General features: G+C 70.5%; 14 protein-coding genes. 12 read left to right on the forward strand and 2 right to left on the reverse strand.

The genetic code is table 11. From position 1 onward, the window contains the following. Nucleotides 1–789, reverse strand: a 789-nt coding sequence (locus tag E1218_RS31555) for an SMP-30/gluconolactonase/LRE family protein (protein ID WP_132326702.1), incomplete at its 3' end; no start/stop codon positions are given. 79 nt (nucleotides 790–868) lie between these two features. Here E1218_RS31555 and purD point away from each other — a divergent pair. The 10 genes from purD to E1218_RS31605 all read left to right on the forward strand — a co-directional run bounded on the left by purD (nucleotide 869) and on the right by E1218_RS31605 (nucleotide 9,807). Further along, a complete protein-coding gene (purD, locus tag E1218_RS31560) occupies nucleotides 869–2,146 on the forward strand; it encodes a phosphoribosylamine--glycine ligase (RefSeq protein WP_132326703.1) in 1,278 nt (425 codons plus the stop codon). Nucleotides 2,147–2,209: 63 nt separating this feature from the next. After that, entirely contained in the window at nucleotides 2,210–2,701 is a 492-nt protein-coding gene (locus E1218_RS31565) for a SigE family RNA polymerase sigma factor (RefSeq protein WP_132326704.1), read from the forward strand. Further along, nucleotides 2,694–3,272, forward strand: a complete 579-nt coding sequence (locus E1218_RS31570) for a hypothetical protein (protein ID WP_132326705.1) — start codon at nucleotides 2,694–2,696, stop codon at nucleotides 3,270–3,272. Before E1218_RS31565 ends, E1218_RS31570 begins: the two co-directional genes overlap by 8 nt. 20 nt (nucleotides 3,273–3,292) lie before the next feature. Then, a complete protein-coding gene (purB, locus tag E1218_RS31575) occupies nucleotides 3,293–4,729 on the forward strand; it encodes an adenylosuccinate lyase (protein WP_132326706.1) in 1,437 nt (478 codons plus the stop codon). A 92-nt stretch (nucleotides 4,730–4,821) separates the two neighbouring features. Next, the gene (locus E1218_RS31580; protein WP_132326707.1) at nucleotides 4,822–5,178 is read left to right on the forward strand and encodes a hypothetical protein; all 357 of its coding nucleotides are present in this window, start codon (nucleotides 4,822–4,824) and stop codon (nucleotides 5,176–5,178) included. Nucleotide 5,179: 1 nt separating this feature from the next. Then, nucleotides 5,180–5,572 carry a hypothetical protein gene (locus tag E1218_RS31585; protein WP_132326708.1) on the forward strand — a complete coding sequence of 131 codons (393 nt, stop codon included), beginning with the start codon at nucleotides 5,180–5,182 and terminating at the stop codon, nucleotides 5,570–5,572. Nucleotides 5,573–5,743: 171 nt separating this feature from the next. Then, nucleotides 5,744–6,976 (forward strand): bifunctional glycosyltransferase family 2/GtrA family protein, encoded by a 1,233-nt coding sequence (locus tag E1218_RS31590; RefSeq protein ID WP_132326709.1) that lies wholly within the window; start codon nucleotides 5,744–5,746, stop codon nucleotides 6,974–6,976. Nucleotide 6,977: 1 nt separating this feature from the next. Next, entirely contained in the window at nucleotides 6,978–8,927 is a 1,950-nt protein-coding gene (locus E1218_RS31595; protein ID WP_132326710.1) for a glycosyltransferase family 39 protein, read from the forward strand. A 21-nt stretch (nucleotides 8,928–8,948) separates the two neighbouring features. After that, nucleotides 8,949–9,287 (forward strand): hypothetical protein, encoded by a 339-nt coding sequence (locus tag E1218_RS31600; protein ID WP_132326711.1) that lies wholly within the window; start codon nucleotides 8,949–8,951, stop codon nucleotides 9,285–9,287. Nucleotides 9,288–9,384: 97 nt separating this feature from the next. Then, the gene (locus E1218_RS31605; protein WP_132326712.1) at nucleotides 9,385–9,807 is read left to right on the forward strand and encodes a hypothetical protein; all 423 of its coding nucleotides are present in this window, start codon (nucleotides 9,385–9,387) and stop codon (nucleotides 9,805–9,807) included. Here E1218_RS31605 and E1218_RS31610 read toward each other — a convergent pair. Then, nucleotides 9,791–10,375 carry a TetR/AcrR family transcriptional regulator gene (locus tag E1218_RS31610; RefSeq protein WP_132326713.1) on the reverse strand — a complete coding sequence of 195 codons (585 nt, stop codon included), beginning with the start codon at nucleotides 10,373–10,375 and terminating at the stop codon, nucleotides 9,791–9,793. The genes E1218_RS31605 and E1218_RS31610 overlap by 17 nt on opposite strands. A 53-nt stretch (nucleotides 10,376–10,428) precedes the next feature. Between E1218_RS31610 and E1218_RS31615 the strand changes: the two genes are divergently transcribed. Both E1218_RS31615 and E1218_RS31620 read left to right on the forward strand, forming a co-directional pair. Then, nucleotides 10,429–11,508, forward strand: coding sequence for an FAD-dependent monooxygenase (locus tag E1218_RS31615; protein WP_132326714.1), 1,080 nt, complete (start codon nucleotides 10,429–10,431; stop codon nucleotides 11,506–11,508). Nucleotides 11,509–11,527: 19 nt separating this feature from the next. After that, nucleotides 11,528–12,394 carry a phosphoribosylaminoimidazolesuccinocarboxamide synthase gene (locus tag E1218_RS31620; protein ID WP_132326715.1) on the forward strand — a complete coding sequence of 289 codons (867 nt, stop codon included), beginning with the start codon at nucleotides 11,528–11,530 and terminating at the stop codon, nucleotides 12,392–12,394. Nucleotides 12,395–12,489 lie beyond the last annotated feature (95 nt).

A 12,489-nucleotide genomic window follows, 5' to 3' on the forward strand; every position in this document is an offset into this window, starting at 1 on the left:
GGTGGTGAGGAGGCGGGCGAGGTTGGAGTCGAAGGTGTCTCGCAGGTGCCAGTCGGCGGTGAGTATGTAGAGGGTGCCGTCGCCCAGGGTGCAGGCGAAGCCGGCGTGGTCCAGGGGGACGGTGTCGAGGATCTCGCCGCCTTCGGCGATGCGGAGGCAGGCCGATTCGCCGTCGGCGGTCCAACAGGGGGTCCAGATGGCGCCGCCGGCGTCGATGCACATGCCGTCGCCGGGGTGCGGGGCCCAGACGCGGCGGTTGGACAGGCTGCCGTCGCCGGCGATGTCATATGCGGTGAGGACGCCGCCGAACGACTCCGCGACGATCAGCGTCGCGTTGTCCGGCGTGATCACCATGCCGTTCGGGAACGCGAGCTCGTCGGCCACCCGTCGTACCGAACCGTCCGGCGTGACGAGCAGGACGAAGCCGGGGCGTTCACCGGAGCCGGGCTCGAAGTCGCAGCCGCCGTTCACGTAGATGTTGCCGCGGCCGTCGACGACGATCTCGTTCAGGCCGCCGTACGACGAGAGCTCCGCGTGCGTCACCAGGTCGCCGGAGGGTTCCTGCCGCAGCACCAGGCCTTCGGGGCCGGACGTCACCAGCAGGCGGCCGTCCGGGAGCCAGTCGATGGAGAACGGAAGCGTCGTCGGCACCCGGGCTATCACCTCCCGCGTGCCGGCGGCGTCCACCGCGAGCACCTCCTGCGCACCCCAGTTCGAGCACCAGAAACGCCCGTCGTGCCAGCGCGCCGACTCGCCGATCAGCAGTCCTTCGAGCAGTACCTCGGTCATCCCGACTCCTTCCGTCTTTATCCACTACACGAACGGCGAATGTGTGGATCGACAGCCCGGTGCCCTAGGCTGATGGCCCGTGAAGGTCTTGGTGATCGGCTCGGGTGGCCGCGAACACGCATTGGTCTGGGCGCTGGCGCAGGACCCAGAGGTCGAGCAGGTCGTGGCGGCCCCGGGCAACCCCGGCATCGCCGTGCTGCGGCCGGCGCACGACGGGCAAACGATCGTTTGCCGGCCGGTGGACGTCGCCGACCACCAGGCGGTCGTCGTGCTGGCGACCGAGTTCGGCGCCGACCTGGTCGTGGTCGGGCCGGAGACGCCGCTGGTGGCCGGGCTGGCCGACCCGCTGCGCGACGCCGGGATCGCCGTGTTCGGCCCGTCCGCGGCCGCCGCGCAGATCGAGGGTTCGAAGGCGTTCGCCAAGGACGTGATGGCCGCCGCGAGCGTGCCGACCGGCCGGGCCTACGTGTGTACGACGCCCGAGGAGGCGGCGGAGGCGATCGACGCGTTCGGCCCGCCGTACGTCGTGAAGGACGACGGTCTCGCGGCCGGCAAGGGTGTCGTCGTCACCTCGGACCGGGACGAGGCGCTCGCGCACGCGGCCGGCTGCGAGCAGGTGCTGATCGAGGAGTACCTGGACGGTCCGGAGGTGTCGCTGTTCGCGATCACCGACGGGACGACGGTGCTGCCGATGCAGCCCGCCCAGGACTTCAAACGCCTCGCGGACAACGACGAGGGGCCGAACACCGGCGGCATGGGCGCCTACACTCCGTTGCCCTGGGCACCGGAAAACCTGGTCGAGGAGATCACCGACAAGGTGCTCCAGCCGACCGTGGACGAGCTGCGCCACCGCGGTACGCCGTTCAGCGGTCTGCTGTACGCCGGGCTCGCGCTGACGTCGCGTGGCGTCCGGGTGATCGAGTTCAACTGCCGTTTCGGCGACCCGGAGACGCAGGCGCTGCTGCCGCTGCTCAAGACCCCGCTCGGTGGCCTCCTGCTCGCCGCCGCGAACGGCAAGCTGGCCGATCACGAACCGCTGACCTGGAAGAACGCGGCCGCGGTGACGGTCGTGGTCGCGGCGAAGAAGTACCCGGCCAACCCGCGCAAGGGTGACGTGATCACCGGCGTCGAGCAGGCCGAGGTGGACGGCGTCCACGTCTTCCACGCCGGTACGGCGCTCGACGACGACGAGCTCGTCACGTCCGGCGGCCGCGTGCTCGCGGTCAGCGCGACCGGCAAGGACCTCGACGAGGCCCGCCAGCGCGCGTACGCCGCCGTCGGCCAGATCCGGATCAAGGGTTCGCAGCACCGCACCGACATCGCCCTGAAAGCCGCCCGCGGCGAAATCACCGTCTGAGCTCCCGGACCCCGCAACCCCGTTCGAGGGAACCGCGGTCGGCGGGCGGGTGTGTACTGGAGTATGGGGTCGACGGACGGCGACGGGCTGCGGGAGTTCTACTCCGCGCACCAGCCGCGGCTGGTCGGGGTGATCGCGCTGCTGACGGGGTCGCGGGCCGAGGCCGAGGACATCGTCCAGGAGGCGTTCGTCCGGCTCGTTCCACGGTGGTCGAAGGTCTCCGGGTACGACGCTCCGGACGCCTGGGTGCGCCTGGTCGCCGTACGACTGGCCGCCAACCGGCATCGGGACAGCAACCGGTTCGCCCGGGTGTTCCACCGGCTGCCGCGTGAGCACGCACCCGATCCGGCGGACGGCTACGGCGGCGACCTGGAGCGGGCACTGGCCGGGCTGCCGATGCCGGCACGTCAGGTCGTCGTCCTCCACTACGTCTGTGACCTGAGCGTCGCGCAGGTGGCCGACACCCTCGGGATCGCCGAAGGAACAGTGAAGTCCCGCCTGTCACGCGCCCGGCAGATGCTGTCCACGACCCTGAGGAGTGAGGACCATGCCTGATCTCGAGCAGGAGCTCCAGGCGCTCGCCGACCGCCGGGCCGCCGAGTCGAGCGGCGACTTCGACGCCGTTCTGGCCACGGCACGCTCACGCCGCCAGTGCCGGACGACTGCCTGGTCGGCGGCGGCCGCCGCGGTGGTCGCCCTTGGAGCCGTGGTCACGCTCGTCCCGTGGAGCGACTCGGGCTCGGCGCCGGCAGCGAGGACCGAGGGTCCGCGGACCGACCCCAGGTGGTCGTCCCCCATCACGGTCACCCCGGAGACCGCCCGGCCCGGTGCCGTGGTGGCGCTCAGGTTCCCCGACGACAACGGTCGCGGCATCGCGTTCCAGCTGGCGAAGGAGTCGGACCCGTCGAAGGTGCTCTACTACCTCACGTCGGATTGGGGACCGGGCCGCGAGCACACACCGACATGGTGGCCTGCGGACGCCAACGGTGGTTGGGTCGACGTCGGCATCAACGGTCCCGGTCCGGATCACGTCGTCGTACCGGACACGGCCGAGGACGGCGTCTACCGGCTGTGCACAGCGAATGCGGCCATCCAGGTCTGTGGACTGCTGACGGTCAGGCGCTGACGTTCTGGGAGAATGGGGCCGTGCCAAGCTCGAGCAAGCCCCGGATCCCCAACGTTCTCGCCTCCCGTTACGCGAGCCTCTCGATGGCTCAGCTGTGGTCGCCGGAGCACAAGATCGTGCTCGAACGGCGGCTGTGGGTGGCGGTGCTGAAGGCCCAGAAGGAGCTCGGGGTCGCCGTCCCGGACGGGGTCGTCGAGGACTACGAGCGAGTCCTGGAGCAGGTCGACCTGGAGTCGATCGCCGCCCGTGAGCGGGTCACTCGGCACGACGTGAAGGCGCGGATCGAGGAGTTCAGCGCCCTCGCCAGGCACGAGCACATCCACAAGGGCATGACGAGCCGCGACCTCACCGAGAACGTCGAGCAGCTGCAGATCCGGGCCGGCCTGGAGCTCGTCCGCGATCGCGCCGTCGCGACCGCCGTACGGCTGGGGCAGAAGGCGGCCGACCACGCCGCCCTGGTGCTGACCGGGCGGTCGCACAACGTCGCCGCGCAGGCGACCACGCTGGGCAAGCGGTTCGCGTCGGCCGCGGACGAGCTGCTGGTCGCGATCGGCCGGATCGAGGAGCTGATCGAGCGCTACCCGCTGCGTGGCATCAAGGGTCCGGTCGGTACGTCGCAGGACATGCTCGACCTGTTCGGCGGCGACCCGGCCAAGCTGGAGCAGCTGGAGAGCGGGATCGCCGAGCACCTCGGGTTCAGCCGGACGCTCACGAGTGTCGGCCAGGTGTATCCGCGGTCGCTGGACTACGACGTCGTCTCGGCGCTGGTGCAGCTGGCCGCCGGGCCGTCGAGCCTGGCCACCACGATCCGGCTGATGGCCGGGCACGAGCTGGTGACCGAGGGTTTCAAGGAGGGCCAGGTCGGGTCCTCGGCGATGCCGCACAAGATGAACACCCGGTCGTGTGAACGCGTGAACGGGCTGGCGGTCATCCTCCGCGGGTACGCGTCGATGGCGGGCGAGCTGGCCGGCAACCAGTGGAACGAGGGTGACGTCTTCTGCTCCGTGGTCCGCCGGGTGGCGCTGCCGGACGCGTTCCTCGCGCTCGACGGGCTGTTCGAGACCTTCCTGACCGTGCTGGACGAGTTCGGCGTGTACCCGGCCGTGGTCGGCCGCGAACTGGAGCGGTACCTGCCGTTCCTGACCACGACCAAGGTGCTGATGGCCGCGGTGAAGAACGGTGTCGGCCGGGAGACCGCGCACGAGGTGATCAAGGAGCACGCGGTCGCGACCGCCCTCGACCTGCGCGAAGGCCTGGCCGCGAACGACCTGTTCCGCCGCCTCGGTGCGGATGGTCGCCTCGGTCTCAGCGAGGACCAGATCGTCGGCATCGTCGGCGAGCCGCTGTCCTTCACCGGCGCGGCCGTCGACCAGGTGAACGCCGTGGTCGCCAGGATCGACGAGCTGGCCAAGCGCCACCCCGAGGCCGCCGCCTACACCCCGGGCGACATACTCTGAGCTGTCGCCGAGCCGCTGTGGGCGCGCCCGGCGAGGTGCTGCGGCTGGACCCGGGCGACGCACCGCGGGCGGTGGGTGACATCCTCTAGTCCGTGTTCGAACCGCTCACCTGGGCGCTGGTCGCCCTCTCGCTGGCCGCGATGGTGTTCGCGATCGTGCTGGCCGCGCGCGACAAGCGGATCAACTGGACCCTGCTGGCGATCCTCGGCGTGATCGAGGTCGGGCTGCTGGTGCAGCTGGTCATCGGCATCGTCCAGCTGACCGGCACCGACCGGGACGTCTCCGGCCCGTTCTTCGTCGGCTACCTGATCGGCGGGCTGATCGTCCTGCCGCTCGGTGCGCTGTGGGCACTCGCGGAGAGCAGCCGGTGGGGTGCGGGCGCGCTCGCGTTCGCCTGTCTGGTCATCCCGGTGGTGGAGCAGCGCCTGCACGTGATCTGGACGACCTGAGATGACCGACGCTGCCGAGACCAGGCACGGCCCGGGCCGAATCCTGATCCTGGTGTACGGCGTCTTCGCGCTGGCCGCGACCGCACGGGCCGGTGTCCAGATCGCCACCCAGTTCGAGCAGGCGCCACTCGCGTACGTGCTGTCGGCCGTGGCCGCGGTCATCTACTGCGCGGCCACCTTCGCGTTGGCCAAGGCAACCAAGGTCTCGCGCCGGGTGGCGACGATCGCGATCCTGGTCGAGCTGGTCGGCGTACTCGCGATCGGCGCGTTCAGCTACGCCGTACCGGAACACTTCCCGGACGCGACGGTGTGGTCGCACTTCGGCCAGGGCTACGGGTTCGTCCCGCTGGTGCTCCCGGTCCTCGGGTTGCTCTGGCTACGGCGTACCCGGTAGCAGCTTCCCAGGGGGTCTCCGTGACCACGACCGGCCCCCAGGCAGTGACGACGGAGAGTCGACTGTAGGTCCGGCTCCGAGCAGCCGCGGCCCGACCGCAGGTCGTGAGTCCCAGGGAACTGCCAGCCGGGCGCAGGGACCGCCTCAGGTTCACCGGACAGCATCGGTGCCATGCAGATTCCAGGTCGTCCCCGGGTCGAGATCGTCGTACCCGTGAAGAACGAGGAGAACGACCTCGGCCCGAACATCAGGCGGTTGCGGGAGTTCCTCGACACCGCCTTCCCGTTCCCGGCCGAGGTCTGCATCGCCGACAACGGCAGCACCGACGCCACCTACGAGATCGGCGCGCTGCTCGCGCTCGAGCTGCCTGGCGTGCGGGTCGTCCGGCTCGAGCAGCCGGGTCGCGGGCGTGCGCTGAAGAAGGTCTGGTCCGAGAGCACCGCGGACGTGCTCGCCTACATGGACGCCGACCTGTCGACCAATCTGAACGCGCTGCTGCCGCTGGTGGCCCCGCTGTTCGCCGGGCACAGTGACGTTGCCATCGGCACCCGGTTGTCGAACGGCTCGCGGGTGGTCCGGCGGCCGCAGCGGGAGTTCATCTCGCGCTCGTACAACCTGTTGCTCCGGGCAACACTGGGTGCGCAGTTCTCCGACGCCCAGTGCGGGTTCAAGGCGATCCGGGCCGACGTCGCCCAGCGGCTGCTGCCGTTGGTCGAGGACACCAGCTGGTTCTTCGACACCGAGTTGCTCGTCCTCGCGGAGAAGGCCGGGCTGCGGATCCACGAAGTACCGGTGGACTGGGTCGACGACCTGGACTCCCGGGTCGCGATCGCCAGGACGGTCGGCGAGGACCTGCGGGGGATCTCGCGGCTGATGTGGACCCTCGGTCGCGGTCAGCTGGAACTCGACCCGGTGCGGCAGGCGTTCGGCCGGCCCCGGATCCTCGATCCACGGACGGCGTTGGCCGCGCGCGTACTCCGGTTCTGCGCCGTCGGCGTGCTCAGTACGGCGGCGTACGCGCTGCTCTATCTCGTGCTGCGGCAGGGCCTGCCGGCGCAGGTGGCGAACGTGCTCGCGCTCCTGATGACAGCGGTCGGCAACACCGCGCTCAACCGGCGGGTGACGTTCGGCGTCCGTGGCCCGGAGAACCGCTGGCGGCACCAGCTGCGCGGGCTTGCGACGTTCGGCATCGGCTGGAGCCTGACGGCCTCGTCGCTGTGGCTTCTGCACACGGCGGTGGCGGCGCCGCACCAGGCCGTGGAGATCACGGTCCTCACCCTCGCGAACCTGGCCGCGACCGTCGTCCGGTTCACCCTCTTCCAGACCTGGGTCTTCGACGACGACGCACCCGCTCTGCCCGCTTTCGAACCCCCGGCGGTTCTCGACCAGACCCGGAGCAACTGACATGACGACACTTCTCGATCCGGTCGAGGTGAGCCCTCGATCCGGACCGCCTGCACTGACCACGCACTTCACGATCGGCCGGGACAAGGTCCTGTACGGCGGCCTCCTGGTGCTCACCGCGATCGCGTACCTGTGGGGCCTGTCCAGGAACGGCTACGCCAACGAGTACTACGCGGCCGCGGTGCAAGCCGGGTCGACGAGCTGGAAGGCCTGGTTCTTCGGGTCGCTCGACGCCTCCAGCTTCATCACCGTGGACAAGACCCCGGCGGCCTTGTGGGTGATGGGACTCTCCGGGCGGATCTTCGGCTTCGGCACCTGGAGCATGCTGGTCCCTGAGGCGCTGATGGGCGTCGCGAGCGTCGGTTTCGTCTACGTGTCGGTCCGCCGGTGGTTCTCCGCCAACGCGGCTCTCCTGGCCGGCGCGATCCTGGCGCTGACGCCGGTCGCCGTCCTGATGTTCCGGTTCAACAACCCGGACGCGCTGCTGATCCTCCTGCTGTGCGCGGGTGCGTGGGCGGTGACGCGAGCGATCGACTCGGACAGGCACGCCGCCCGGTGGATGATGCTGGCCGGGGCCTTCGTCGGCTTCGGCTTCCTGGCCAAGATGCTGCAGGCCTTCCTGATCCTGCCGGCCTTCGGGCTGGCGTACCTGATCGCGGGCCGGCCGGCACTCGGGAAGCGGATCCTGCACAGTGTGCTGGCGCTGGTCTCGCTGGTCGTCAGTGCCGGGTGGTGGATCGCGATCGTCGAGCTGATGCCGGCGTCGGCGCGGCCGTACATCGGCGGTTCACAGAACAACAGCATCCTCGAGCTGACCTTGGGCTACAACGGTCTCGGCCGGTTGAACGGGAATGAGACCGGCTCGGTCGGCGGTGGCACCGGAGGTCCCGGCTGGGGTGGTGCTACCGGGCTTCAGCGGCTGTTCGGTGGTGAGTTCGCCTCGCAGATCGCTTGGCTGCTGCCCGCCGCGATCCTCGCGACGGTCGTACTGGTCGTTGCTGCCGGCAAAGCGTCGCGGACGGACCGGACGCGTGCGTTCGCCGTCCTCTGGGGCGGCTGGCTGGTCGTCACCGGGCTGACGTTCAGCTACATGCAGGGCATCATCCACAGCTACTACATGATCGCGCTGGCGCCGGCGATCGGGGCTCTGGTCGGCGCCGCGATGTCGGTGCTGTGGCGGCGGCGGTCCGAGTGGTTGCCGCGCGCCACCTTGGCCGGCGGCGTGCTGCTGACCGGCGGCTGGGGCTTCGCGCTGCTGAACCAGACGCCGTCGTGGCAGCCGTGGCTGCGCTGGGTCGTGCTGCTGACCGGCGTACTCGGAGCCGGTGCGGTGATGATCTTGCCGGACCTCAAGTTGCGCCGTACGGCGGCTCGGCGGGCCGGTGTGCTCGCCGGAATACTGCTGGCGGTCAGTGCGCTGTCCGGGCCGGCGGCGTACTCGGTGGACACGATCAGCTCCGCGCACGCCGGAGCGCTGCCGTCGGCCGGTCCGTCGAATGGCGGGATGGGCGGCGGCCTGCGGATGGGGACCCCACCACGACAGAACGGGAACGGATTCACCAGACGCGGGGACGGCGGCGGCGTCGGCGGATTCCTCGGTGGGGGTGGGATCAGCGGAGTGTCCTCCGAGCTGATCACGCTGCTGCGGACCGGCTCCGAGGGCTACACCTGGGCAGCCGCGGCAGTCACCGCCAACGGAGCCGCTCCGCTGCAGATCGCGTCCGGCGAACCGGTCTTGGCGATCGGCGGCTTCAACGGGACCGACCCCGCGCCTTCGCTGGCAGAGTTCCAGGAACTGGTTGCCCAAGGCAAAATTCATTACTTCGTCGGCGGAGGCGGCGGGATGGGCGGCGGCCGCGGCGGTACGTCGATCGAGATCGCCGCCTGGGTCGCCGAGAACTTCCAGTCCCGGACGGTCGGCAACGCCACCGTCTACGACCTCACCAACTGATCAGAAGCTGGAGTGAGAACCATGACGCAGTACATCGACCCGCCCACTCCCGAGGGGCCCGCACCCGACGAGCAGCCGAAGGGAGACGGGCGTCCGGGCAATCTGGCGCTGGCCGGGGCCGGCTCGGTGCTGGCGGTGCTGGCGTTCCTGGGTGGAACGGCCGTCGGACACGCCTGGGACGGTCCGGCCACGCAGCAGGATCAGTTCGGCGGGCAGGGCGGCGGACGCCAGTTCCCAGGCCAGCAAGGGCAACAAGGCCAGGCTCCAGGGCAGCAGGGCCAGGTACCGGGGCAGCAGGGACAAGCCCCGGGCCAGGGCGGAACCGGTCAGGACGACACCGGACAGACCCAGGCCGGCTGAGCCAAGGTCCACCTGGCGGGCGCCCGGCGGCGGTCACTGAGGGCCGCGACACGCGAGTGTGGTTGGAGCCGGGCGCTGGCGGGGTAAGGATCGGGGCGTGGAATGGTCGAACGTCACCTGGTTCCTGACCGGCCTCGGCGCGGCCGTCGTCCTGCTGACGCGCGTCCGGCTCGGCGGAACAGTTGTCGACGGCACCGGTCATGGCGCCGGTCGGCACGGGTACTCCGCCGTCCTGCTACGCCTGCACACCGTCGTGGGAGTGATCACGCTGATCGGCTGGGTCGTTGCCCTGGGCACCGGTCGCCGCGAGATCGCAATGGTGATGCTGGCCGGCTGGTGGCTGCTGACCGTTCTTGGACTGTTGCTGCTGGCCCGTTGGCTGCCCAGCCACGCGAAACACTCCGAGGACACCAAGACCGACGCCTGGGGATCCGGCGCCGGTCTGTCGGTTCTCGGCCACGTCGGTATGCTGCTCGGCGTCTGCTACTTCACCTTCGTCACCGTCACCGACCGGCTCTGAGTCCCTCCACGAGCGCCCCGACCGACCGCCGTACGCCGGCCTCGAAGTCCTCCTGCGACAAGGCCGACCCGACGCCCGCGACCCGGTCGTACAGCAGCCCGTCCAGCATCGCGGCCGCCGGCCAGGCCGCCGCGGACGGGTCCGGAACCCCGAGCTCACCCAGCAACTGGGCCAGCATCGCCCGCAACTGCCGCCCGCCCTCGTCGATCGCGGTCCGCAACTCCGGCTGCCGGCTCGCCTCGAGCGACAACTCGTAGCGCGCGATCAGGTCGTCGGGACGGTCCCGTGCCAGGCCGACCGTCAGGCCGACCACCAGGTCCAGCGGTGACGTCGTGGCGTCGAACGCAGGCATCGCGTTCAGGTCGCGCGCCAGCATGCGGTTGACGCACGCGGTGAGCAGCGCGCTCCGGGTCCGCAGGTAGTACGACGTCGAGCCCGGTGGCAGCCCGGCCTCCGCGTCGACCGCGCGGTGGGTAAGCCCGCGCAATCCTCGGGTCGCGACCAGGTGGATCGCGGCGTCGGCGATGGCGTCTCGGCGATCCGCACCCAGCGGAACCTGCTTCGTCACGGCGGTCAGTCTGGCACTACCCGAAATTCCTCTACAAGTGTAGAGTCGCGATCATGAGTACGGCGATCGTGGTGGGAGCGGGAATCGGCGGGGTCACGGCGGCCGTCGCACTGCAGCGGTGCGGATGGCAGGTCACAGTGCTGGAGCAGGCACCGGAGCTGGGTGAGGTGGGCGCCGGGATCTCGGTCTGGCCGTCGGCGGTCGCCGCCCTCGAGGAGCTCGGGGTGAAGGGTTTGGAGAAGTCGGCCGTGCTGTCGCGGCCGGCCGGGATGCGCACGGCGGGCGGCCGCTGGGTGGTCGCCGCGGCCGACCTCGGCGTCGAGCTCCCGGTGATGATCCACCGGGCGCAGTTGCACGGCCTGGTCAGGGACGAGTTCGGCCCCGGGATCACGGTCCGGACCGGTTACACCGTCACCAAGCTCGCGCAGGACGGCGTTGGCGTGACGATCAACGACGAGTTGCACGCCGAGCTCGTGGTCGCGGCCGACGGGATCCGCAGCGTCGTGCGACAGGCGCTGCACCCGCAGTACGCGGGACCGCGGTACTCCGGGTACACGGCGTACCGCGGGATCGCCGACGTACCGATCGACGACGGCGGGGGCGAGACTTGGGGCCGTGGGCGACGGTTCGGGTTCGCGCGGCTGATCGACGGGCGGATCTACTGGTACGCGACCGCCAACCAGTCCGTCGGCCAGGGCGGCGACCATGCGACGGTCAGCCGGAACTTCGGTGACTGGCACGACCCGATCCCGGCGATCCTCGCGGGCACGCCGCCGGAAGCCGTTCTGCAGAACGACATCCACGACCTGCCGGTGCCGCTGGTGCCCTTCGTCCAGGGTCGCGTGGTCCTGCTCGGTGACGCCGCGCACGCGATGACTCCGAACCTCGGCCGCGGTGCCTGCTCGGCCATCGAGGACGCTGCCGCGCTCGCCCGGCACCTGGCCGGCTCGGGCCCGTTGAGCCCGGCGCTGGCGGCGTACGACGCGGAACGGCGGCCGGCGACCACCAAGCTGGTCAAGCGGTCCCGGGCGGTCGGCCGGGTCGGCCAGCTGGAGAACCGGGTGGTGTGCGCGATCCGGGACGGCCTGTTCGCGCAGGGCGGCAGGCTGGTGTCCCTGCGGCGGCGGAAGTAGGGAATGGAACAATCACCGTGTGAGCACCCCTCCTGAGATTCCCGGCGCCAAGCATCTCCACTCCGGCAAGGTCCGGGACCTGTACGAGCTGGAGTCCGGCGAGCTGCTGATGGTCGCCAGCGACCGGCAGAGTGCGTTCGACTGGGTGCTGGAGACGCCGATCCCGGACAAGGGCAAGGTGCTCACCGCGATGAGCCTGTGGTGGTTCGAGGTGCTCGACGTGCCGAACCACATCCTGTCCACCGACGTACCGGCCGAGGTCGCCGGACGCGCGGTGATCTGCGAGAAGCTCGCGATGTTCCCGGTCGAGTGTGTCGCCCGCGGGTACCTGAGCGGCACCGGCCTGCTCGACTACAACGCCACCGGCAGCGTCTGCGGCATCCCGCTGAAGCCCGGGCTGGTCGAGGGCTCCCGGCTGGACGAGGCGATCTTCACGCCCGCGTCGAAGGCCGAGTTCGGTGAGCACGACGAGAACGTCTCGTACGACGCTGTGGTCGCGGCCGTCGGCGCGGAGACGGCGGCGGCGCTCCGGGACAGCACGCTGGACATCTACGACCGGGCGCACGCGATGGCGGCCGACCGCGGGATCATCCTGGCCGACACGAAGTTCGAGTTCGGAGCGCGGGCGGACGGGACGATCGTGCTGGCGGACGAGGTGCTGACGCCGGACTCGAGCCGGTTCTGGCCGGCCGGGCAGTGGGAGCCGGGGAAGCCGCAGCCGTCGCTGGACAAGCAGATCATCCGGGACTGGTTGCAGTTCGAGTCCGGTTGGGACCGGACGTCCGGCGAGGCGCCCCCGCCGCTGTCGGACGAGGTCGTCGAGCGCACCCGGGAGGCGTACATCGACGCCTACGAGCAGCTCACCGGCCGCACGTTCACAGCCTGACGTCCCCCCGCGTGCGTCCGTCCGTTCAATGGGTTGTCCCCTGACGTTGCCGGTTGTGTGCCTGCATGCGAGGGGAGAACGGGCACTCCCAGGGG

Source organism: Kribbella turkmenica, assembly GCF_004348725.1.
GTDB lineage: Bacteria > Actinomycetota > Actinomycetes > Propionibacteriales > Kribbellaceae > Kribbella > Kribbella turkmenica.

What these genes read in the sequence shown, in the direction of transcription:
- E1218_RS31590 (WP_132326709.1), top strand. Translation starts at nt 5,744, where the DNA reads ATGCAGATTCCAGGTCGTCCCCGGGTCGAGATCGTCGTACCCGTGAAG.
- E1218_RS31570 (WP_132326705.1), top strand. Translation starts at nt 2,694, where the DNA reads ATGCCTGATCTCGAGCAGGAGCTCCAGGCGCTCGCCGACCGCCGGGCC.
- E1218_RS31600 (WP_132326711.1), top strand. Translation starts at nt 8,949, where the DNA reads ATGACGCAGTACATCGACCCGCCCACTCCCGAGGGGCCCGCACCCGAC.
- E1218_RS31595 (WP_132326710.1), top strand. Translation starts at nt 6,978, where the DNA reads ATGACGACACTTCTCGATCCGGTCGAGGTGAGCCCTCGATCCGGACCG.
- E1218_RS31615 (WP_132326714.1), top strand. Translation starts at nt 10,429, where the DNA reads ATGAGTACGGCGATCGTGGTGGGAGCGGGAATCGGCGGGGTCACGGCG.
- E1218_RS31585 (WP_132326708.1), top strand. Translation starts at nt 5,180, where the DNA reads ATGACCGACGCTGCCGAGACCAGGCACGGCCCGGGCCGAATCCTGATC.
- E1218_RS31565 (WP_132326704.1), top strand. Translation starts at nt 2,210, where the DNA reads ATGGGGTCGACGGACGGCGACGGGCTGCGGGAGTTCTACTCCGCGCAC.